Raw genomic sequence first — 21,321 nt, 5'->3', positions numbered from 1 at the left:
GCCTGTTCGCCGGAGCGGGTCAGCGGGCGGCGGCGAGTGCGGCGAGGGTCTCCGCCGCGGTGTGCGTCGGCTGCCAGCCGAGGTCGCGCTTGGCGCGGGTGGTGTCCATGACCACGGGGGTGCGCATGATGTGCAGCCACTCCAGGGTGGCGGGGACGAAGGGGAGCCGGGCCAGCGCGGCGGAGGCGACGGTGGCGGTCGCGGCGGGCACTCGTACCGGGCGGCCGCCGAGCGCGGTGGCGACCTCGGAGAGGGTGAGGGTGCCGTCGCCCGCGATGTTGTAGGGACCGGGCGCGGCGGAGGTGGTGGCGGCAAGGGCGATCGCGGCGGCGACATCGTCGTGGTGCACCAGTTGCAGCGGGTGCCCCGGGTCCGGGATCACCGGCTTGAACAGCGGCGCGGAGCGCATCAGCGCGCGGACCGGGCCGGGCACCTTCTCCCACGGAAGGTCGTGCAGCGCGGGCGCTTTCGGCCCGGCGACGATACACGGGCGGAGGACGTAGACCTCGAGGCCCGAGTTCGCGGTGAGCTCGAGCAGCGCGCGCTCGCAGGCGGCCTTCTGCTCGGAGTAGTAGTGCTCGGGGGAGCCGATGGGCGGCACGTCCTCGGTGATCGGCGACGGGTTCTCCGGGTGGTAGCCGTAGGCGGCGACCGAGGAGGTGTAGACCAGGCGGCCCGGGCGGCCCGCGGCCACGGTCGCCGCGAAGACGTTGCGCGTGCCCTCCAGGTTCACCCGGGCGCTCTCCGCGCGCGAGCCCATGATGACGAAGGCCAGGTGGATCACCACGTCGGCGTCGGCGACCAGGGCGTCGACCGCGGCCCGGTCCAGGATGTCGCCGCGCCGGTACTCGGTCCGGGTCCAGCCGTGCGCGGCCGGGTCGAAGGGGCGGCGGGCCATCCCGATGATCCGGTCGACGGCCGGATCACCTTCCAGCGCGGTGACGGCGGAGATGCCGATCTCACCGGTCGGACCGGTGACGGCGACGGTGATTCCCATGGGGTCGGGTTGCCCGCGCCGCCACCGGTGAAACAGTCAGTCGGGGGGCTCGACGGCGTCGGCGTCGTCGTTGCCGTCCTCGTTCTCCGGGACCTTCCGCTGCTCGGATTCGTAGTCGTCGGGGTGCGTGGTGTCGGTGTGCTCCCCGAGATCGGGCGCTGTGGTGTTTCCGGGTTCGGTCACGGAATCGGGATTACCCATTCCGGGCGCGGAATCTCAGCCGATTCGCTCGGCGGCGGCGATCAGGTAGGAGCCGCCGGTCGGCTGCAGGGTGAGGACGCGCTGTTCCCGGCGGATGCTGCCGTCCGTGCCGGTGAGGAGGAGTTCGAGGGAGACCCGGTTGCGGGGCGCGTCGACGCCGGTGACCGTGACCGAGAGGGCGGCGATGGTGGACCAGAATTCGGTGTGCGCGGTTCGGCCGATGGTGCGCTGGTAGGCGGGGGTGAAGCGGGTCCAGCTGGCGGCGGGGTCGGCGGGGAGGTCGGAGTAGTGGTCGAGGACGAAGGCGGTCATCGTCTCCTCGGCCGGGGGGAGCAGGTCGGTGGTGGCGGGGGCGGCGGTCGGCGGGGCGGGGGAGTTCGGGACGGTGGCATTGCCCGCTCCCGCGCCTCCGCCCGTGGCGGTGCCGGGGACGGGGGCAGAGGTGGCGACGGTGGCGGAGCCCGCGGATTCGGTGTCGTCCGGGCGCAGGATCAGCACCGCGGCCGTCGCGAGCACGAGAACCGGAACCGCCACGGCCGCGCCGATGAGCGGCCACCTGCGGCGCCCACCCGGCGTCGTCGTAGCCGGAGGCCCCTGATCCGGCGCGGCCGAACCCGGCCCGAGCACCGTCGGCGCCGTCCGGAACGAGTGGTCCGCACCCGTGCCCGGCACAGCGGGATCCGGCCCCGGCCCGTGCGTGGTCCGCACCCCCGCATCCGCCGGCCCACTGGACCCGAGCACTGTCGGCGCCGTTCGTGACCCCTGCTCCGGGCCCCCGCCCAACGCCGCCCGGGCCGCCGCCGCGAGCGCCCCCGCGGTGGCGTACCGCGCGTCCGGCTCCTTCGCCATCCCGCACCGCACCACCGCGTCGAACTCCGCGGGCACCCCGGGGAGCACCTGCGAGGGCGCGGGCGGCGGCGTGTTCAGGTGCGCCACGATCTGGTGCTGAATGCTGTCGCCGGGAAACGGCAGCTGCCCGGTCAGCGCCTGGTGCAGCACGCAGGCCAGCGCGTAGACGTCGGCGCGGGCGTCGACCTCGGCCGCGCCGAGCCGCTCCGGCGCCATGTAGGTGAAGGTGCCGATGGTGGCGCCGGTGCTGGTGATGCCGGTCGCGGCCAGATCCTTGGCGATGCCGAAGTCGATGAGGTACGCGAAACCGCTCGCCGTGACGATGACGTTCGACGGCTTGACGTCGCGGTGCAGCAGTCCGGCCCGGTGCGCGGCGTCGAGCGCCTGCGCGACCTGCTCGAGGTAGTGCACGGCGTCGGCGGGCGCGAGCGGCCCGGCCGCGATGATCTTCCCGAGGTCGGTGCCCTCGACCAGCCGCATGTCGAGGAAGAGCTGCCCGTCGATCTCGCCGTAGTCGTGGATCGGGATGACGTGCGGGTCGGTGAGCCGGGCGGCGGCGTGCGCCTCGCGGCGGAACCGCTCGCGGAACCCGGCGTCCGAGGCGTACTGCTCGGGCAGCACCTTGAGCGCGACGGTCCGGTCGGTGCCGGTGTCGTGCGCCCGGTACACCCGGCCCATACCGCCGGCGCCGAGCAGATCAAGCAGCCGGTACCGGCCGAACGATGTCCCGTCCATCCCGTACTCGTACCATGAACCGCGCGTCAGGTCAGCCTGCGCACCACCGAGAGCGGCAGCCCGCGCAGCGCGTAGCCGAGCGGAATCCACGGCCACGCGGGCACGTACGCCTGGGCCTTCTCCTTCTCGACGGCGGCGACGATCGCCCTGACCCCGGTCTCGGTGTCGACCATGAACGGCGTCTTCTGCGTGACGTGCTCGTTCATCTCGGAGCGGATGTAGCCGGGGTAGACGGTGGTGACCTTCACCCCGGGGATCCGCTCCGAGCGCACCCCCTCGGCCAGGTGCGCCAGCCCGGCCTTGGTGGCGGCGTAGGTGGTGAGCGTCTTGCGCATGCCGCGCAGCCCGGAGATCGAGGAGATCACCACCAGGTGCCCGCCACCGGCGGCGCGGAAGATCTCCAGCGCCGCCTCCATCTGGGCCAGCGCGCCGACGAAGTTGGTGAGCGCGGTCTCCCGGTTGGCGTCGGCGCGGCCGGTGCCGAGCGGGGCGCCCTTGCCGAGCCCGGCGTTCACGATCACCCGGTCCAGCCGCCCGAACGCCGCCGCGATCTCCGCGAAGACCACGGGCACCGCGTCGAAATCGGTGACGTCGAGGGTGCGCACCTCGACCCTGGTACCCGGGTGGATGGCGGCGATCTCGCCCGCCAGCTGCTCCAGCCGCGCGGTGCGGCGCGCGGTGAGCGCGAGATCGTAGCCGCGCGCGGCGAATCGGCGCGCCATCTCGGCGCCGAGCCCGGAGCTGGCGCCGGTGATCAGCACGACCCCGCGGCTCATCGCTTCGCCCCGTGCTTGCCGAGCTCCAGCCGCGCGATGACACCCTTGTGTACCTCGTCCGGCCCGTCGGCGAGCCGCAGCGCGCGGGCGCTGGTCCATGCCGCCGCGAGCGGGAAGTCGTCGGAGAGGCCGCCGCCGCCGTGCAGCTGGATGGCGAAGTCGATCACCTGCTGGGCCATCGTCGGCGCCGCGACCTTGATCTGGCTGACCTCGCTGAGCGCGTTCAGCGGCCCGCCCTCGTCCAGCTTCCACGCGGTGTTGAGCACGAGCAGCCGGGTGGAGTCGATGGCGATCCGCGCCTCCGCGATCCGCTCCCGGTTGCCGCCGAGGTTCACCAGCGGCTTGCCGAAGGCGGTCCGGGCGAGGCCGCGCTCGCAGGCCAGCTCCAGCGCCTTCTCGGCGAGCCCGATCAGCCGCATGCAGTGGTGCACCCGGCCCGGCCCGAGCCTGCCCTGGGCGATCTCGAAGGCCCGCCCCGGCCCGGCGATCACGTTCGACAGCGGCACCCGGACATCGGTGAAGGAGACCTCGCCGTGGCCGAACGGCTCGTCCTGCATGCCCATGGTGGAGAGCATCCGCTCCACCTTCACGCCGGGGGCGTCGCGCGGCACGAGCACCATGGAGTGCCTGCTGTGCCGCGCGGCCCCGGGGTCGGTGAGCCCCATGACGATCAGGATCTTGCAGTCCGGGTGGCCGACGCCGGTGGACCACCACTTGCGGCCGTTGATCACCATCTCGTCGCCGTCGACGACGGCGCTCAGCTCCATGGTGGTGGCATCCGAGGAGGCCACGTCCGGCTCGGTCATACAGAAGGCGCTGCGGATCCGGCCCTCCAGCAGCGGCTCCAGCCACTCCGCGCGCTGCGCGTCGTCGCCGTACTTGAGCAGCACCTCCATGTTGCCGGTGTCCGGGGCGTTGCAGTTGAACAGGTACGGCGCCAGGAACGAGCGGCCGGTGACCTCGGCGATCGGCGCGTAGTCGGCATTGCTCAGCCCGGCGCCGCCCGCCGTGCCGTACCGCGCGGCATAGGCGTCGCCCTCGCCCGCGGGCAGGAAGAGGTTCCACAACCCCTGCGCCCGCGCTTTCTCCTGCAGCTCGGCCAGGAGCGGCAGCGGCTGCCACGGGTCGCCGCCGGATTCGCGGAGCGCGGCCACCTCGTGGTGGTACCGCGCCTCCACCGGCTCGATCTCGGTGTCCAGGAACGCGCGGGCCGCCGCGGTGAGCTCGGCGGCACGGTCGGAGGGCCGGAAGTCCATGGCCCGACCCTAACCCACTATTGATCGCTGATCGATAAGATCCCCGGCGCCGCGCTCAGCGTCGCCGGTAGGCGTCGATCTGCGCGGCCACCGTCTCGACGGCGTCGCCGAGCGGGAGGGTCAGGTCGGCGACGTGCAGCCCCCAGCCGGGGTCGGGGAACGGGCCGAGCGGCGGGGCGCCGGGCTCCGGCGCGGCCAGCAGCACGTGCGCGCCGCCGACGTGCGCGCACTGCGCCCGGTAGCGCTGCGCGGGCCGCAGCCAGGGGGTCGGCGGGGTGGGCAGGGCGGTGCCGAGCGCCCGCGGGGCGGTCCCGGTGCGGACCAGCGTGTGCAGCGCGACCTCGTCGGTGCTGCCCGGCGCGGCCGGATTCACGCACGCCACCTCGTAGCCGGGGCCGTACGGCCGCGGCGCGGCCTCGGGGGTGGTCGGCGTAACGCCGTAGCGCGCATCCGCGGGCGGGGCCTCGCCGAAGAGCGACCAGGCCAGCGCGCAGTGCGTCTGCGCGCGCTCGCGGCAGAGCGGCACGGTGCGGAAATCGCCGCCGACGTCGGCGCCGCGCGGTACCACCACATTGCCGCCCGCCAGCACCGCCGACACCAGCCGCGCGTTCACCGCCGGATCCGGCTCGATCCGTTCGCGGAGCAGTTGCCTGAGCATCCTGGTCCCCTGCGAGTGCCCGATCAGCACGACCCCGCGGCCGCGGTTGTCGTTGGCCAGGTACTGCTCCCAGGCCCGCGCCACGTCGGCGAAGGCGAGCTCGGCAGCGGCCCGCGCCTGCTCCGGCGAGCCGGGGGAGCGCAGCGCGAGCAGGGTGCGCTGCCGGTAGACCGGGGCGTACACGTCGCACACCTGGGTGAAGCGCTGCGCCTGCTGCTCGGCGATGAACCGAAGCGGCGGCGCGACCTCCTTGCTCGCGGAGTACGAGAGTTCCGTGGAGACCGTCGGGTAGACGTAGAAGCAGTCCACCTCGCGCGGCCCGGTGGCGGGCCGGACCACCTCGGGCGGCTGCCCGTCGCGGTAGACCGTGGTGCCGAGGTCGCCGCGGCACGGGTCGGCGGGGAGGTCGGGGCGGCAGAGCCAGAGCACGTCGTCCGGCTGCTCCGGCAGCGCCACCGCGCCCGCCGCGGCGGTGACCAGGGCGAAGAGCAGGGCCAGCAGGGTCGTCACCCCGCGCCGCGGGGACATCCGGGAGACAGGGGCCACCCGAACCTCCTTCGATCGGGCTCACTGTACGGCGATCACCCCCGGTTCCGGGGGCGGTACGAATCCGGCTGAGCGCAAACGGTGCCCGGCGTAGCGTCGGCTGTCATGGTCTCCGCACGCCGCCCCCTCGGGACCGTGACCGGAGTCAGCGGACGGGCGGACGTCTACGCCGCCGCCGTCGACCCGGCCCGCTCCACCCTGGACACCGCGGTCGAGATCGCCCGGCTGGCCGAGGAGCACCGGATCGACGCGCTCTTCGCCGCCGCCCTGCTCGCCTTCGGCAAGCAGGGCGCCATCGGCGCGCAGGAGCCGCTGATCTTCCTCGCCGCGCTCGCGCTACGACGCCGGCGTGCTCGACCTCATCACCCTCGGCGGGCTCGCCGACCCGCGCGGCCGCGAGTACGTCCTCGACGGCCTGCTCCCGCTGCTGCGCAAGCGCGGCATCGTCGGCGAGGACTACCCCGGCAGCACCTTCCGGGAGAACCCGGAGCTGCCGCCGCTGCCGTGACGGTCAGTCCGTCGGGCCGCCCGCCACGTAGATGACCTGGCCGGAGACGAAGCCGGCGCCCTCGCTCACCAGGAACGACGCGGTGTGCGCGATGTCGTCCGGCTGCCCGGCCCTGCCCACCGGGATCTGCCCGACCAAGGCCTCGGTGAACTGCTCGAAGGTGACGCCGACCCGCTCGGCGGTGGCCGCGGTCATGTCGGTGGCGATGAAGCCGGGCGCGATGGCGTTCACCGTGACCCCGAACTTGCCCAGCTCGATGGCGAGCGTCTTGGTGAAGCCCTGCAGCCCGGCCTTGGCCGCGGAGTAGTTGGCCTGGCCGCGGTTGCCGAGCGCGGAGGTGCTGGAGAGGTTCACGATCCGGCCGAACTTCGCCTCGGTCATGTACTTCTGGGTGGCCCTGCTCATCAGGAAGGCGCCGCGCAGGTGCACGTTCATGACCGCGTCCCAGTCACCAACGGTCATCTTGAACAGCAGGTTGTCGCGCAGGATCCCGGCGTTGTTGACCAGTACGGTGGGCGCGCCCAGCTCCTCGGCGACCCGGCTCACGCCGCGCTGCACCGCCTCCTCGTCGGCAACGTCGACCGCGAGCCCGATCGCGCGCCCGCCCGCCGCGGTGATCTGCTCCGCGGAGGCCAGGCCGGCAGCCTCGTCGAGGTCGAAGACGGCGACCGCGAGGCCGTCGGCGGCCAGGCGGCGCGCGGTGGCGGCGCCGATGCCGCGCGCGGCTCCGGTGACGATCGCCGTGCGAGGGGCGGTGCTGGTCATGTCGGTCCTCTCGTCGGATGTACTCAACGATTCATACTCGATCCGGCTCCGGCTCCGGCGCCGGGTGAGGTGGCCCGCGCCGCGCGTGCTGCGGTCGCGCACGGAGCGGTGGTCACCGCGGCGGCGACAGGCGGTAGTCCCGCCTTCGCGGCCGCGCCGCGCGGAGGCGGTACTCCACGAGCGCGCCCGGCCAGTTGTGCGCGTCCCGGCCCGCGGCATCGCGGTACCAGCTGCGGCAGCCCGAGTTCCAGGCCAGCGGGCGGGCGAAGCGGCGGTCGAGCAGCCGGGACCAGCGGGCGAAGGCGGCCTCGGTCACCTCGAGCGCGCTGCCCGGCGGGGCGGCGGCGAGCCGGGTGACGGCGGCGGCGATGTGCGCGGCCTGGGTCTCCAGCATGAAGACGATCGAGCCGGAGCCGAGGTTGGTGTTCGGGCCGTAGACCAGGAAGAGATTCGGGAAGCCGGGCACGGTGAGCCCGAGGTGCGCGCGGGCGGTGCCCGCCCACCGCTCGGCCAGTGTCGCGCCGGTGCGGCCGGTGATCTCCAGCGTGGTGGCGAAGCCGCCGGTGGCGAAGCCGGTGGCGAAGACCAGGGTGTCGGCCGGGTGCCGCCCGGCGGCGGTGCGCACGGCGCCCGGCTCGACGGCGATGATCGGCTCGGTGACCAGCGTGACGTGCGGGCGGGTGAGCGCGGCGTGGTACCCGTCGGCCATCAGGATGCGCTTGCACCCGGCCCGGTCCGCCGGGGTGAGCGCGGCCCGCAGCGCGGGGTCGGCCACGGTGCGCCGCAGCGCCCTGGCGTGCGCGCGCTCGATCGGCCGGAGCAACGCGGGCCAGCGCCAGAAACCGAGCGTGACCGCCTCCAGCCCGGTCCAGAGCGCGGCCCGCGTCGCCAAGCGCACCGCGGGGAAGCGCCGGTGCAGTGCCCGCACCCGGTACGGCACATCGGGTTTCGGCAGCACGTAGGGCGCGCTGCGCTGCACGACGGTGAGCGCCGCCGCCCGCCCGGCCAGCTCCGGGATCAGCTGCACCGCGCTGGCCCCGGTGCCGACCACCGCGATCCGCCGGCCGGTCGGGTCGAAATCGTCCGGCCAGTCCGCGGTGTGCAGCACCCGGCCGCCGAACTCCGCGAGCCCGGGCAGCGGCGGCACCGCGGGCACCGCGAGCTGCCCGGTGGCGGCGACCAGCACGTCGAACCGCTCGGCGGTGCCGTCGCCGAGCGTCAGCAGCCAGTCCCGGCCGGTCCATGCCGCGGCCGTGACCGCGGTTCCGGTGCGCAGGGTGAGCCCGGCGGCGCAGCGCTCCAGGTAGCCGCGGATCTCCGCACCCGGCGCGAACCGGCGCGACCACGCGGGCGGCTCGGTGAAGGAGTAGCTGTACACGTGCGAGGGGGCGTCGCAGGCGACGCCGGGGTACCGGTTCGCCGCCCAGGTGCCACCGGCGCCGTCCCGTGCGTCGAACACCGTGACTTCCCGGTGCCCGGCCGCGCGCAGCCGCAGCGCCGCGCAGATTCCGCCGAAACCCGCACCGACGACGGCAACCCGAATCGTGCGGAAATCATTGCTGCACATGGCTTCTCCCGATCACCCCGATGACCCGGGGCATCGATCACCGTAGCTGGAACCTGTTCCAGAAACAAGCGTGGATTTTTGTTGACGCGCGTCGAATCGCGGCTTAGAGTGCGTGTGATCGCCGTCACGCTACCGTCGACGGCGCAGTGGCAGGAGGCCCGATGCCCCATCCGACGGTCGCCGTGATCGGCGCCGGGATCAGCGGTTTGACCACCGGGAAGATGCTCGGCGACTACGGAATCCCGTACACCTGCTTCGAGTCGTCGGACCGGATCGGCGGCAACTGGGCGTTCGGCAACCCGAACGGGCACAGCGCCGCCTACCGTTCGCTGCACATCGATACCTCGAAGTACCAGCTCTCCTTCCGGGACTACCCGATGCCGGAGACCTACCCGGACTTCCCGCACCACAGCCAGATCAAGGAGTATCTGGAGGGGTACGCCGCCGCCTTCGAGCTGAAGCGCCGGATCGAGTTCGGCAACGGCGTCGCGCACGCCGAGCGGCTGCCGGACGGCGGCTGGAACATCGCCACCCAGCGCGGCGAGCAGCGCCGCTTCGACCTGCTGGTGGTGGCCAACGGGCACCACTGGGACCCGCGCTTCCCAGACTTCCCCGGCGAGTTCACCGGCGCGGCGATCCACTCGCACGCCTACGTCGACCCGCGCACCCCGCTGGACCTGTACGGCAAGCGCATCCTGATCGTCGGCATCGGCAACAGCGCCGCCGACATCACCGTCGAGCTCTCCTCGCGGGCCATGGACAACGAGGTCTGGCTCTCCACCCGCTCCGGCGCCTGGGTGGTGCCGAAGTACCTGGCGGGCACCCCCGCCGACCGCTACTACCGCACCCTGCCGTACGTGCCGCTGCGCTGGCAGCGCAAGCTGGCGCAGCTCTTCACCCCGGTCATCTCCGGCAATCCGGTGAACTACGGGCTGCCCGCGCCGAACCACAAGTTCATGGAGGCGCACCCGACCCAGTCGGTCGAGCTGCCGCTGCGGCTCGGCAGCGGCGACGTCACCGCGGTCGGCAACGTGGCCGGGCTGGACGGGCGCACCGTGCACTTCGAGGACGGGCAGGCGAAGGACTTCGACGTCATCATCTACTGCACCGGCTACAACATCACCTTCCCGTTCTTCGACCCGGAGTTCCTCAGCGCGCCGGGCAACAAGATCCAGCTCTACAAGCGGATCTTCAAGCCGGGGCTGGACGATCTGGCCTTCGTCGGCTTCGCGCAGCCGTTCCCGACGCTCTTCCCGTTCGTCGAGTGCCAGGCCCGGCTGGTCGCGGCCTTCGCGGCCGGGCACTACCGGCCGCCGTCGGACTCGGAGATGCAGGCGGTGATCGACGAGGACGAGCAGAAGTTCATCGGGCACATGATGAACACCGCCAGGCACACCCAGCAGCTGGACTACTGGCTCTACGAACACGACCTGCGGGTGCGCGAGCTGCCCGCCGGGTACCGCAGGGCGGGGGCGCTCGCCGGGCGGGCGACGTGAGCGCTCGGGCGCGCACCGACCGCCGGGCGCCGCACCGCGGCGACCTGCGGCGCTCCGCCCTGCTCGGCGCGCTGGCCGAGCTGCTGCAGGACAGTGGCGGCGATCTGGACCCGATCACCATCGCGGAGATCTCCAAGCGCGCCGGGGTGACCCGCTCCGCCTTCTACTTCTACTTCGAGAACAAGGCGGCCGCGGTGGCCGCGACGTTGGAGGAGATGTACGACGAGATCTTCGCGGTGACCGACGTGCTGGTGGGCGCGGGCGACCCGGCGGCGCGGATCGAGCACACCGCGCGCGGCCTCGTCGAGTTCTCCGAGCGGCACCGGCACCTGCTGCGGGCCGCGCTCGAGGCGCGCTACGCCTCGCCCGAGGTGCGGCGCATGTGGGAGGCGGATCGACAGGCCTTCATCCCGGCCATCGCCGCCATGATCGACGGCGAGCGCGCGGCGGGCCGCGCCCCCGACGGCGCGGACGCCACCGCGCTCGCCGATGTACTGCTGCTGCTCAACGAGCGGCTGCTGGAACGGCTCACGCTCGGCGACGGGCTGGACCGGGAGAACTACGTCAATGCCGTGGTCACCGTGTGGCTGCGCACCGTCTACGGCCGGACGCCGGCCGATCGGGGAACGTCATGACCTCAACGCTGCCGGCCGGCGCCACCGCGCTGACCTTCGACTCGGCCGGGACGCGCTGCGACGCCTGGCATTTCGCGGCCACCGCGGACGATTTCGCCGGCCCGGCCGGGCGGCCGGTCGCGGTGCTCGCGCACGGGTTCGGCGGGACCAAGGACTCGGGGCTCGCCTCCTTCGCCACCGCGCTGGCCGGGGCCGGCATCGACGCGCTCGCCATCGACTTCCGCGGGTTCGGCGGAAGTGCGGGGGAGCGGCGGCAGCGGATGCGGATGGGCGAGCAGATCGCCGACTACCGCGCCGCGATCGCGGCCGCCGCCGGGCTGCCCGGCGTCGATCCGGAGCGGATCGTGCTGTGGGGCGTTTCGATGTCAGGGGGGCATGTGCTCGCCCTGGCGGCCGAATTCGGCGCCGCGGGTGCGAACGGTGCACCGGGCACGGGTGCCGCGCAGGCAACGAGCGGTGCGCAGGCGGCGAGTAGAGCGCCGGGTGCGGATGGCGCGCAGGGGCCCGTTCCCGACGGCCCACGGCGCGCGGACGCGGCGGTGCCGCGGATCGGCGGCGTCGAGCCGCGGGTGGCGGCGGTGGTCTCGCTGACCCCGCTGGTCGACGGCCGTGCCGCGGTGCGGCACGCCCTGCGGCACGGCGGCCCGCTCGCCTCGCTGCGCGGCGCGGCGGGCGGCGTGCGCGCCGGAATCGCCCGGCTGCGCGGCGAACCAGGGCTCATCCCGCTGGTCGGCGCGCCCGGCAGCGGCGCGGCGCTCTCGCTGGACGGCTACGAGCGCTCCTACCGCGCGCTCAGCGGCCCCACCTGGCAGAACGGCATCGACCCCGCCGTGCTGCTGACGCTCCCCAACTACCGCCCGGCCCGCCGCGCCGCCGACATCACCGTGCCGGTGCTGGTGCAGATCGCCGACTTCGACCGCGCCGCCCCGCCGCACGCCGCCGCCAAGGCCGCCTTCGCCGCCCGCGCCGAGGTCAGGCATTACCCGTGCGACCACTTCGACGTCTGGCCCGGCGGCGAGTTCCACGCCGCGACCGTCGAGCACCAGCTGCACTTCCTGCGCAGGCACCTGGGCTGAGCCTCAGCCCGGCTCGGCGCGCGGGCGGGCGCGCAGGTGCGCGCGCTCGCCCTGCTTGCCGAAGAGGCTGAGGAACTCGACCGAGTCGGCGTCCGCGGAGCCGAACCAGTGCGGCACCCGGCAGTCGAACTCGGCCGCCTCGCCCGGGGTGAGCACCAGGTCGTGCTCGCCGAGCACCAGCCGCAGCCGGCCGTTCAGCACGTAGATCCACTCGTAGCCCTCGTGCGTCTGCTGGGTCGGTTCGCGGCGGCCGTCGCCCGCCGGGATCACCAGTTTGTAGGCCTGGATCCCGCCGGGGCGCTTGGTGAGCGGGAGGAAGGTCATGCCGCGGCCGTGCACCGGGCGCAGGTGCACCCGCGGGTCACCGGTCGGCGGCGCGTCGACCAGCTCGTCCAGGGTGACGCCGTGCGCCCTGGCCAGCGGGAACAGCAACTCCAGGGTCGGCTTGCGGCTCCCCGACTCCAGCCGGGAGAGCGTGCTCACCGAGATGCCGGTGGTCTCGGCGAGCGACGCCAGCGTGGTCTCGCGCTGCTTGCGCAGGGCCCGCAGCCGGGGGCCGACCGCCTCCAGCGCGCGGTCCAGGTCGTCGTCCATCGCCCCATTCTGCCCAGCGAGTTGCCACTTCGGCAAACCAACTTGCCACTCTCGTGGGCCGGCGGGCACTCTCGGGGCCGAGGAGGTGGTCAGGGTGACCGAAGAGTTGCGGGACGGCTACGACGTGGTGGTGATCGGCGGCGGCGCCGCCGGGCTGAACGGGGCGCTCATGCTGGCGCGCTCGCGGCGCTCGGTGCTGGTGATCGACGCGGGCGCGCCGCGCAATGCCCCGGCGGACGGGGTGCACGGCCTGCTGGCCAGGGACGGGACCCCGCCCGCCGAGCTGGTGGCGCGCGGGCAGGCGGAGGTGCGCGGGTACGGCGGGCAGATCCTGCGCGGTGAGGTGCGCGAGGTGGCCCGCGCCGGTGCCGGCTTCACTGTGACGCTCGCCGACGGGCGTGCGGTGTCGGCGCTGCGGCTGCTCGTCGCGACCGGGCTGGTGGACGAGTTGCCGGAGATCCCAGGCGTGCGCGAGCGCTGGGGGCGGGACGTGCTGCACTGCCCCTACTGTCACGGCTGGGAGGTGCGCGACCGGGCGATCGGGATCATCGCCACCGGGCCGAACGCCGTGCACCAGGCGCTGCTCTTCCGGCAGCTGAGCGCCGACGTCACGGTGTTCGCGCACACCGCGCCGCCCGGCGCCGAGCAGGTCGAGCAGCTCGCCGCGCGCGGGATCGCGCTGGTGCCGGGCTCGGTGGAAGAGGTGGTGATCGCCGGCGACCGGATCACCGGGGTGCGGTTGGGCGACGGCACCGTGCTGCCGCGCGAGGTGATCGTGGTCGGGCCGCGCATGGTGGCGCGCGGCGGACTGCTCGCCGGACTCGGGCTGGTGACCGAGGAGCACCCGTCGGGCATGGGCGAGACGGTGCCCGCCGACGCGTTCGGCCGGACCGAGGTGCCCGGCATCTGGGTCGCGGGCAACGTCACCGACCTCTCCGCCCAGGTCGGCGCCGCCGCCGCGGCCGGGGCCATGGCGGGGGCGCAGATCAACGCCGACCTGGTGCTGGCGGAGACGCGGGCCGCGGTCGAGTTGCACCGCGCCCGCGCCGGTTTCAGCCCAGCCGGGGGATGATCTGCGGCAGCTCGACGCTGCTGCGGATCCCCGGCTCGGCCGCGCGGACCGCCGCGACGACGTTCACCGCCCGGTTGGCGGTGAACGCGGGCGACACCGCCGCCATCCGCTCCAGCGGCACCGCGAACCGGAGGTCGACCTCCATCGGGGCGTCGCCGCGCACCGAGATGTGCCAGCCGGTGTCGCCGATCGGCCAGTCGACCGCCAGGTCCGGGGTGCAGTACCAGGTGGCGCGGAAGGTGAGCAGCGGCGTGCCCGCGCGGATGCCGTTCACGGTGATGCGCTGCGCGGCGACGGTTCCCGCCGGAATGGTTCCCGCCGCGATCCGCACCTCGGTGCGCGCCGTCGCCAGCTCGGCGTGCGCCACCACGTCGTCGAGCACCAGTCCGAGTGCCTCGGCGACCAGCCGCAGCGAGGGCCCGAAGCTGCTCAGCATGTGCGGGGCGAGGAACTCGCTCACCGCCGTCTGCTCGCGCCCGAACCCCATCACGTCGAAGAGCAGCTCGGGCGAGTCCCGCCGGGAGAGGTCGGCGTACTCGTCGATGACGATCCCGGTGAGCTCGCGCTGGATCGAGGCGAGCACCAGCGGCACCGCCTCGGTGATGAACCCCGGACTGCTCCCGGTGCTGTGCAGCGTGCTCCCGCCCGCCGCGCAGGCCGCGGTGACCCGCTCGCGCAGCGCGGGCTCGGTGCTCGCCGGATGGTGGAAGAGCCCGCAGGTCGTCACCACGTCGCTGCCGGCCGCGAGCAGCGCGCAGACCTCGTCGGCGTCGAAGGCGAGCGGCATGTAGAGCACGCAGTCCGGGCGCAGTGCCAGCACCTCGTCCAGGGTGCCGACCGCCGCGATGCCGATCGGCGCGATCCCGGCGAGCTCGCCCGCGTCCCTGCCGACCTTGGCGGGCGAGTGCACGCGCACACCGGCGAGTTCCAGCCCGGGGTGCGCGTGCACCGAGCGCAGCGCGTAGCCGCCGATGGTGCCGGTCGCCCACTGCACGACACGCAGCGGGGCGGGGGAGTGGGTCATGGAAACCTCAATCCAGGAAGAGATCCGGCGTCGGGTTGTCGCCGCCGCCGTAGCGGGCGAGATCGTCGATCCCGGCGTAGACCGAGACGGCGTCGGCGTCGAGGAAGCAGTTGCCGGTGACCGACTTCGCCGGCTGCGTCACGATGGCGACCGCCGCGTCCGCCATGATCCGCGGGCTGCGCGCCGCGGCCAGCTGGTTCTCCGCGTCCGGCAGCGCGGCCACCGCCGAGGTGGCGATGAAGGTCTGCGGCCACAGGCAGTTGAAGGCGATCCCGGCGTCGGCGTACTCGGCCGCCCAGCCCTGGGAGAGCAGCGTCATGCCGTACTTGGAGAGTGTGTAGACCGGATGCGCGCCGAGCCAGCGCGGGTTCAGGTTCACCGGCGGCGCGATGGTGAGCACGTGCGGATTGGCCGACTCGCGCAGGTGCGGCAGCGCCGCGGCGGTGAGCAGGAAGGTGCCGCGCAGGTTGATGTCCTGCATGAGGTCGAAGCGCTTGGGGCTCAGCTCGTGCGTCGGCTCGGTCGCGATGGCGGAGGCGTTGTTCACCACCACATCGATGCCGCCGAACCGCTCGACGGCCGTCTGCACCAGCCGCGCCACGTCCTCCTCCCGGCGCACGTCGCCGACGACCGCCGCGGCCCGGCCACCCGCCGCCTCCACCTCGGCGGCCGCGGTGTGCACGGTGCCGGGCAGCCGGGGGTGCGGCTCCGCGGTCTTGGCCAGCAGCACCACGTTCGCGCCCTGCTCGGCGGCGGCGACCGCGATGGCGAGGCCGATGCCCCGGCTGGCGCCGGAGATCACCACGGTGCGATCGAGCAGCGGACGGTCCTGGTCGGGCATGGTTCTCCTCGCGGCAGCGGTATTGGCATTCTCATTTTCTGGAAGTAGCATATCCGTCGATGAACAACCACGTGCAAAATTGGTCTCGGACCTGGTGGGAGGCACCGTGCGCATCGGCGTGATGATCGGTCCGGAGAAGGGTGATTCCGGCCGCAAGCTGGAGCGCATGCTGCGCGACATCGAGTGGGCCGAATCGGCGGGGATGGACACCGCCTGGATTCCGCAGATCCCCACCGATTTCGACGCGCTCATCACCATCGCGGCGATGGGGCTGAAGACGTCGCGGATCGAGCTCGGCACCGCGGTGGTGCCGCTGCAGGCGCAGCACCCGATCGCCCTGGCCAGGCAGGCGCTCTCCGCGCACGCCGCGGCGGGCGGGCGGCTCGCGCTCGGCGTCGGGCCGTCGCACCACTGGATCGTGCGGGACATGCTCGGGCTGCCCTACGAGAAGCCCGCCGCCTACTCCCGCGACTACCTCGACGTGCTGAACGCCGCGCTGCGCGGCACCGGCTCGGTGGACGTGGAGAACGACACCTTCACCGTGCACAACCCGCTCGACCTGGGCCCGGTGGCGCCGGTTCCGGTGCTGATCGCCGCGCTCGGCCCGGTCATGCTGCGGATCGCGGGCGAGCGGACCGACGGCACCGTGCTCTGGATGGCCGACGAGCGCGCCATCGAGCACCATGTGCTGCCCAAGATCAGCAAGGCCGCCGCGGACGCGGGCAGGCCGGCGCCGCGGATCGTGGCCGGGCTTCCGGTCTGTCTCTGCGCCGCCGGCGAGGTGGACGAGGCGAAGGCGCGGGCCAACCGGATCCTCGGCGAGGCCGAGGTCTCGCCGAACTACCAGCGGCTGCTGGAGCAGGGCGACGCCCGCGACATCGGCGACCTCTGCATCGCAGGCGACGAGGAGACCATCGCCGCCGGGCTGCGCCGCTACGCCGACGCGGGCGCCACCGACCTCTCCATCCGGCTGCTGCCGATCGGCGACGATCGGGACACGCTCGTGGCCTCCAAGCGCCGGACCAGGGAGATGATCGCGGTACTCGCCCGCGAACTGCGCTGAGCGTTCGCGTCGTCCGGCGCCGACCTCTCCGAACCGGGGACTCGGTCGGCGCCGGAACCGTAGGACCCCTCGTCCGGCGCGGGCGCTCCTACTCGTAGTCGACCGTGATGTCGGCGGTGTCCGGCACGGCCTGGCAGGTGAGGATGTACCCCTCCTCGACCTCGTCCTCGGCGAGCGCCTCGTTCTGCCGCATGGTGGCGTGCCCCTCGGTCACCACGGCGATGCAGGTGGCGCAGTTGCCCTGTTCGCAGGAGAACGGCGGGCTCAGGCCCGCGCGCCGCGCCGTCTCCAGCAGCGTCTCGTTCGCGCGCCGCGGCACCGCCGTCTTCTTGCCGTTCAGGATGACGGTCACGGTGCCGTCCGCCGGACCTGAAGAACTGGGACTCGCCATGAACATCCTCCTCCTGGTACGTATATTCTAATGCAAAGAGAATTACATTCTCACCTATGTGACGGGAACTTCCAAGATGGCGGCTGACGGGACGCTCCTCTTCGAGGATCGCGCCTATACCCGGCCCGAGCTGAGCGCGCTCGCGGCGGGGCTGGCGGCCGAGCTGGCCGCCGGCGGCGTCCGCGCGGGCGACCGGGTGGCGCTGATGTCCGGCAATCGCCCCGAGTTCGTGATCGCGGTGCTCGCGGTGTGGCGGCTGCGCGCCGCGGTCGTACTGCTGAGCCCGGCCTGGAAGGCGGGCGAGGTGGCGCACGCGCTGGCGATCACCGAGCCCGCGCACGCCGTCGGCGACAACGGGGAGCTGGCCGCGCGGCTGCCCATGCGGCACCTGGACGAGCCGATCACCCCGGCCGAACCAGTGGACGCCGCGCCCGATCCGGACGCCGACGCGGTGCTGGTCTTCAGCTCGGGGACCACCGGGCTGCCGAAGGCGGTGCGGCACACGCACGGCTCGCTCGCGGTCGCGGTGCGGCAGTGGATCGAGGTGCTCGGGCTGACCGCGGCCGACCGGCTGCAGATCGCCACGCCGCCCTCGCACATCCTCGGGCTGCTCAATATCCTCACCGTGCTGGAGGCGGGCGCGAGCATGCGGCTGCACCGCCGGTTCGACCTGGACACCGTGCTCGGCACCATCGCAACGGAGCGGATCACGGTGGAGATGGCGGTCGCGCCGATCGCGCTGGCCCTCGCCGCGCATCCGGAGCTGGAGCGCTACGACCTCAGCTCGCTGCGCTACATCATGTGGGGCGCCACCCCGGTCACCACCGAGGTCGCCGAGCGGGTCACCGCGCGCACCGGCGTGCCGTGGCTGCCCGCCTACGGCGCCAGCGAGCTGCCGGTGATCGCCTGCAACCCGCTGACCGGCGCCCGGCTGGACACCGTCGGCCGCGCCGCGCCCGGCGTCGAGATCCGGGTGGCCGAGCTGGGCAGCGGTGCGCCGCTGCCGCCGGGCGAACTCGGCGAGATCCAGTGCCGCGCCGCCTCGGTCATGGCCGGATACCTGCCGGACTCCGAGACCGCGAGCGCCTTCGCCGACGGCTGGTACCGCACCGGCGACGTCGGCTGGGTGGACGCCGACGGCTGGATCCGGCTCACCGACCGGGCCAAGGAGATGATCAAGGTGCGCGGGTTCCAGGTCGCGCCCGCCGAGATCGAGGCGGTACTGCACGGCCACCCGCAGGTGCACGACTGCGCCGTCTTCGGCACCCCCGACGAGCGCGACGGCGAGGCCGTCGTCGCCGCCGTGCACGCCGACGGCGTCACCGCCGACGAGCTGATCGCCCTGGTGGGCACGCACCTGGCCGGCTACAAGCGGCCCCGCCGGGTCGTGTTCGTGCCCGAGATCCCGCGCCTGCCCTCCGGCAAGGTGCTGCGCCGAGTCCTCGAGGAGCGCTATGGACGTCCGACTGACCAGTGAGCAGCGGCAGCTGCGCGATGCCGCGGCGAAACTCGCCGACGACCTCGGCCCCGGTTCGGTGGCCGAGCTGGACGACGCGAAGCGGCTGGCCCGGCTGGAGAAGGCGGTGAGCACCGCGGGCTGGCGCACGCTGCGCTCGGACGGCGCCTCCGGCGTCGAGGTCGCGCTCGTCGCCGAGGAGTTCGGGCGCGGGCTGGTCGACGTGCCGTTCCTCGGCCCGATCCTCGCCGACGACCTGCGCGGGCCGGTCGACGGCTCCGCGACCATCGGGCTCGGCGGCCGCGCGATCGACATCGCGGTGCCGGGTGGCGCCGCCGCCCGCCCCGCGGATGGCGCCGGGCGGCAGCGGGTGGTGCTGCTCGACGACCGGCGGCTGCTCGCCGCCGAGGTGGGGGAGCGGCTGCCCGGCGCCGACCTCACCCGGCACACGGCCGAGATCACCGGCGCCACCGAGGAGCTCGGCGAGCTCTCGCCCGAGCAGCTGAGCCAGTGGCAGGCGCTCGCCGTCACCACGACCACCGCCGACCTGCTCGGCGCCGCGCGGGGCGTGCAGGATCTGGCCGTCGAGTACGCGCGGATGCGCGAGCAGTACGGCCACCCCATCGGCTCGTACCAGGCCGTCGCGCACCTGCTCGCGGAGAGCAGGGCGCTGATCGAGGGCTCGATCAGCGTGCTCAGGCACGCCGCCTGGGCGGTGGACGAGCTGCCGCCCGCCGAGGCGCTGCGCGCCGCCCGGATCGCCAAGATCTACACCGCCCGCGCCGCGCGCACCGTGTGCGAGACCTCGATCCAGGTGCACGGCGGCATCGGCAACACCTGGGAATGCCTCGCGCACGTGTTCCTGCGCCGGGTGCTCACCTCGACCGAACTGTTCGCCGTCCGTCTGGAGGAGATCGACCATGGACTTTCGTGATTCGCCCGCGGAGGCCGAGTTCCGGGCGCGGCTGCGGACCTGGCTCGCCGGGGTGGCGGGCGAGTACCCGTCCTCCGGCGACGCGTACTGGGCCCGCGCGGGCGAGTGGCACCGCGCGCTCTACGGCGCCGGGTTCTTCGGCCTCTCCTGGCCCGCCGAGTTCGGCGGGCACGCGCTGCCGCCGGTCTACGACGTGATCCTGGACGAGGAGCTGGCCGCCGCGGGCGCCCCCGCCCGGCCCAGCCTCGGCTACCTGGTGGTCGGGCTCGGCAGGCACGCGAGCCCCGAGCTCCAGCAGCGCTTCCTGCCCGGCATGATCGACGGCACGCAGCGCTGGTGCCAGGGCTTCAGCGAGCCGGGGGCCGGCTCCGACCTCGCCTCGCTGCGCACCACCGCCACCAGGGACGGCGACGACTACGTCCTGCACGGCCACAAGATCTGGACCAGCTACTCCGACGTCGCCGACTGGTGCCTGCTGCTGGCCCGCACCGACCCCGACGCGCCGCGGCACCGCGGCATCTCCGGCTTCATCGTGCCGATGAAGCAGCCCGGGATCGAGCAGCGCCCGCTCACCATGATCAGCGGCGTCACCAAGGAATTCGGGCAGGTGCTCTTCGACGGTGCCAGGGTGCCCGCCGCGCAGATGGTCGGCGCGCCCGGCGACGGCTGGAAACTGGCCATGACCGTCGTCGGCCACGAACGCGAGCCATCCACACTGGGTTTCGCCGCCCGCTACGCGAAGACGGTGCGGCAGCTGCAGTCCCGGGTGACCGGCCCGCAGCCGGCGGAGCTGGCCTGGGCAGCGGTGGAGACCGAGATGCTGCGGCTGCACGTCCGGCGCCGACTCTCCGAACAGCTCGACGGCGTCACGCACGGCCCCGACGGCTCGCTGGACAAACTGCTGATGACCTGGGTCGAGCAGTCCGTCGGGCACGCCGCGCTCGCCGTCGCCGGTACCGGCGACGAGGAGATGCTCGGCAACTACCTCTACAGCCGCGCCCAGAGCGTCATGGGCGGCACCTCGCAGATCCAGAAGAACATCATCGCCCAGCGCATTCTCGACCTAGGAGCCTGATCATGTACGACCTGCCCGCCGAGATCCGCGTCGACGCCGAAGGCCCGCTCCGGATCATCACGCTGAACCGCCCCGACGCGCTGAACGCGGTGAACGACAGCCTGCACACCGGGCTGGCCAAGCTCTGGCCGCAGCTCGACGACGACCCCGAGGCACGGGTCGCCGTGCTCACCGGCGCGGGCAAGGCCTTCTCCGCGGGCGGCGACTTCGCCTACCTCGCCGAGCTGGCGCAGGACGCGCCGCTGCGCGCCAAGACGATCCGGCACGGCCGCGAGATCGTGCTGGGCATGGCCCGGCTGCGGATCCCGCTCGTCGCCGCCGTGAACGGCCCCGCCGTCGGCCTGGGTTGCAGCCTGGTCGCTCTGAGCGACGTCGCCTACATCGCCGAGACCGCGTACCTGAAGGACCCGCACGTCCAGGTCGGGCTCGTCGCCGCCGACGGCGGCCCGCTCACCTGGCCGTTGCACACCAGCCTGCTGCTCGCCAAGGAGTACGCGCTCACCGGCGCCAAGATCCCCGCCGCGCGGGCGCGGGAGATGGGGCTGGTGAACCACGTCGTCGCCGACCCGCTCACCGAGGCGCTCGCCGCCGCCAAGCGGATTCTGGAGTTGCCGCAGCAGGCGGTCGAGAGCACCAAGCGGCTGCTCAACCTGCACCTTGAGCGGGCGGTGCTGGCCACCCTCGACTACGCCAACGCCGCCGAGGACCTCTCCTTCCAGCACCCGGATTTCCACGCGACGATCGCGAAGCTCACCGCGGGGAAGTAGGGGTCCCGGCCGGGCAGGCAGCCACCCGGTAGCGGACAC

22 protein-coding genes are annotated in these 21,321 nt (G+C 73.5%); 10 read left to right on the top strand and 12 right to left on the bottom strand.

Annotated features, from left to right (window positions below; genetic code table 11):
- Nucleotides 1-19 precede the first annotated feature (19 nt).
- From ACFO0B_RS10470 to ACFO0B_RS10445, 6 genes are read right to left on the bottom strand one after another with little or no spacing between them, the layout of a single operon-like run.
- Nucleotides 20-997, bottom strand: a complete 978-nt coding sequence (locus tag ACFO0B_RS10470) for an NAD-dependent epimerase/dehydratase family protein (RefSeq protein WP_378612181.1) — start codon at nt 995-997, stop codon at nt 20-22.
- 36 nt (nt 998-1,033) lie between these two features.
- A complete protein-coding gene (locus ACFO0B_RS10465) occupies nt 1,034-1,180 on the bottom strand; it encodes a hypothetical protein (protein WP_378612180.1) in 147 nt (48 codons plus the stop codon).
- 33 nt (nt 1,181-1,213) lie between these two features.
- The gene (locus ACFO0B_RS10460; RefSeq protein WP_378612179.1) at nt 1,214-2,782 is read right to left on the bottom strand and encodes a serine/threonine-protein kinase; all 1,569 of its coding nucleotides are present in this window, start codon (nt 2,780-2,782) and stop codon (nt 1,214-1,216) included.
- Nucleotides 2,783-2,808: 26 nt separating this feature from the next.
- The gene (locus ACFO0B_RS10455; protein ID WP_378612178.1) at nt 2,809-3,558 is read right to left on the bottom strand and encodes an SDR family oxidoreductase; all 750 of its coding nucleotides are present in this window, start codon (nt 3,556-3,558) and stop codon (nt 2,809-2,811) included.
- Nucleotides 3,555-4,814: an acyl-CoA dehydrogenase family protein gene (locus ACFO0B_RS10450; protein WP_378612177.1), complete on the bottom strand. Its 1,260-nt coding sequence runs from the start codon at nt 4,812-4,814 to the stop codon at nt 3,555-3,557. Before ACFO0B_RS10450 ends, ACFO0B_RS10455 begins: the two co-directional genes overlap by 4 nt.
- A 55-nt stretch (nt 4,815-4,869) precedes the next feature.
- Nucleotides 4,870-6,018 (bottom strand): DUF3089 domain-containing protein, encoded by a 1,149-nt coding sequence (locus ACFO0B_RS10445; RefSeq protein ID WP_378612176.1) that lies wholly within the window; start codon nt 6,016-6,018, stop codon nt 4,870-4,872.
- A 349-nt stretch (nt 6,019-6,367) separates the two neighbouring features.
- On the opposite strand from ACFO0B_RS10445, the gene ACFO0B_RS10440 reads away from it, so the two are divergent.
- Nucleotides 6,368-6,526 (top strand): hypothetical protein, encoded by a 159-nt coding sequence (locus tag ACFO0B_RS10440; RefSeq protein WP_378612175.1) that lies wholly within the window; start codon nt 6,368-6,370, stop codon nt 6,524-6,526.
- 3 nt (nt 6,527-6,529) lie between these two features.
- On the opposite strand, the gene fabG is transcribed toward ACFO0B_RS10440, so the two are convergent.
- Nucleotides 6,530-7,291 (bottom strand): 3-oxoacyl-ACP reductase FabG, encoded by a 762-nt coding sequence (gene fabG / locus ACFO0B_RS10435; protein WP_378612174.1) that lies wholly within the window; start codon nt 7,289-7,291, stop codon nt 6,530-6,532.
- Between the two features lie 112 nt (nt 7,292-7,403).
- On the bottom strand, nt 7,404-8,858 hold the full coding sequence (locus tag ACFO0B_RS10430) for a flavin-containing monooxygenase (RefSeq protein WP_378612173.1): 1,455 nt from the start codon (nt 8,856-8,858) through the stop codon (nt 7,404-7,406).
- Nucleotides 8,859-9,019: 161 nt separating this feature from the next.
- Between ACFO0B_RS10430 and ACFO0B_RS10425 the strand changes: the two genes are divergently transcribed.
- The 3 genes from ACFO0B_RS10425 to ACFO0B_RS10415 are packed head-to-tail and all read left to right on the top strand — an operon-like array spanning nt 9,020 to nt 12,065.
- Entirely contained in the window at nt 9,020-10,354 is a 1,335-nt protein-coding gene (locus tag ACFO0B_RS10425) for a flavin-containing monooxygenase (protein WP_378612172.1), read from the top strand.
- Nucleotides 10,351-10,989: a TetR/AcrR family transcriptional regulator gene (locus tag ACFO0B_RS10420; RefSeq protein WP_378612171.1), complete on the top strand. Its 639-nt coding sequence runs from the start codon at nt 10,351-10,353 to the stop codon at nt 10,987-10,989. The genes ACFO0B_RS10425 and ACFO0B_RS10420 overlap by 4 nt, the downstream gene beginning before the upstream one ends.
- A complete protein-coding gene (locus tag ACFO0B_RS10415) occupies nt 10,986-12,065 on the top strand; it encodes an alpha/beta hydrolase (protein WP_378612170.1) in 1,080 nt (359 codons plus the stop codon). Before ACFO0B_RS10420 ends, ACFO0B_RS10415 begins: the two co-directional genes overlap by 4 nt.
- A gap of 3 nt (nt 12,066-12,068) precedes the next feature.
- On the opposite strand, the gene ACFO0B_RS10410 is transcribed toward ACFO0B_RS10415, so the two are convergent.
- Complete coding sequence (locus ACFO0B_RS10410) at nt 12,069-12,659, bottom strand: helix-turn-helix domain-containing protein (protein WP_378612169.1); 591 nt, start codon at nt 12,657-12,659, stop codon at nt 12,069-12,071.
- Between the two features lie 94 nt (nt 12,660-12,753).
- Here ACFO0B_RS10410 and ACFO0B_RS10405 point away from each other — a divergent pair, with 94 nt between their 5' ends.
- Nucleotides 12,754-13,731, top strand: a complete 978-nt coding sequence (locus tag ACFO0B_RS10405) for an NAD(P)/FAD-dependent oxidoreductase (RefSeq protein WP_378612167.1) — start codon at nt 12,754-12,756, stop codon at nt 13,729-13,731.
- Here the strand turns inward: ACFO0B_RS10405 and ACFO0B_RS10400 are convergent.
- Together ACFO0B_RS10400 and ACFO0B_RS10395 are read right to left on the bottom strand one after the other, a co-directional pair.
- Complete coding sequence (locus tag ACFO0B_RS10400) at nt 13,712-14,755, bottom strand: NAD(P)H-dependent amine dehydrogenase family protein (RefSeq protein WP_378612166.1); 1,044 nt, start codon at nt 14,753-14,755, stop codon at nt 13,712-13,714. The genes ACFO0B_RS10405 and ACFO0B_RS10400 overlap by 20 nt on opposite strands.
- A gap of 7 nt (nt 14,756-14,762) precedes the next feature.
- Entirely contained in the window at nt 14,763-15,596 is an 834-nt protein-coding gene (locus tag ACFO0B_RS10395; RefSeq protein ID WP_378612165.1) for an SDR family oxidoreductase, read from the bottom strand.
- Nucleotides 15,597-15,702: 106 nt separating this feature from the next.
- Here ACFO0B_RS10395 and ACFO0B_RS10390 point away from each other — a divergent pair, with 106 nt between their 5' ends.
- On the top strand, nt 15,703-16,659 hold the full coding sequence (locus tag ACFO0B_RS10390) for an LLM class F420-dependent oxidoreductase (RefSeq protein WP_378612282.1): 957 nt from the start codon (nt 15,703-15,705) through the stop codon (nt 16,657-16,659).
- Between the two features lie 88 nt (nt 16,660-16,747).
- On the opposite strand, the gene ACFO0B_RS10385 is transcribed toward ACFO0B_RS10390, so the two are convergent.
- Nucleotides 16,748-17,050, bottom strand: coding sequence for a 2Fe-2S iron-sulfur cluster-binding protein (locus ACFO0B_RS10385; protein WP_378612163.1), 303 nt, complete (start codon nt 17,048-17,050; stop codon nt 16,748-16,750).
- 76 nt (nt 17,051-17,126) lie between these two features.
- Here ACFO0B_RS10385 and ACFO0B_RS10380 point away from each other — a divergent pair, with 76 nt between their 5' ends.
- The 4 genes from ACFO0B_RS10380 to ACFO0B_RS10365 are packed head-to-tail and all read left to right on the top strand — an operon-like array spanning nt 17,127 to nt 21,282.
- Nucleotides 17,127-18,527, top strand: coding sequence for a class I adenylate-forming enzyme family protein (locus tag ACFO0B_RS10380; RefSeq protein ID WP_378612281.1), 1,401 nt, complete (start codon nt 17,127-17,129; stop codon nt 18,525-18,527).
- On the top strand, nt 18,505-19,440 hold the full coding sequence (locus ACFO0B_RS10375; protein ID WP_378612162.1) for an acyl-CoA dehydrogenase family protein: 936 nt from the start codon (nt 18,505-18,507) through the stop codon (nt 19,438-19,440). Before ACFO0B_RS10380 ends, ACFO0B_RS10375 begins: the two co-directional genes overlap by 23 nt.
- Complete coding sequence (locus ACFO0B_RS10370; RefSeq protein ID WP_378612161.1) at nt 19,427-20,515, top strand: acyl-CoA dehydrogenase family protein; 1,089 nt, start codon at nt 19,427-19,429, stop codon at nt 20,513-20,515. The genes ACFO0B_RS10375 and ACFO0B_RS10370 overlap by 14 nt, the downstream gene beginning before the upstream one ends.
- 2 nt (nt 20,516-20,517) lie before the next feature.
- Nucleotides 20,518-21,282 carry an enoyl-CoA hydratase/isomerase family protein gene (locus ACFO0B_RS10365; RefSeq protein WP_378612160.1) on the top strand — a complete coding sequence of 255 codons (765 nt, stop codon included), beginning with the start codon at nt 20,518-20,520 and terminating at the stop codon, nt 21,280-21,282.
- Nucleotides 21,283-21,321: the final 39 nt, after the last annotated feature.

The organism is Nocardia jiangsuensis (assembly GCF_042650385.1).
Classification (GTDB): Bacteria; Actinomycetota; Actinomycetes; order Mycobacteriales; family Mycobacteriaceae; genus Nocardia; species Nocardia jiangsuensis.
Note: the sequence above shows the minus strand (reverse complement) of the source record. Positions and strands in the feature narration are given on the sequence as shown.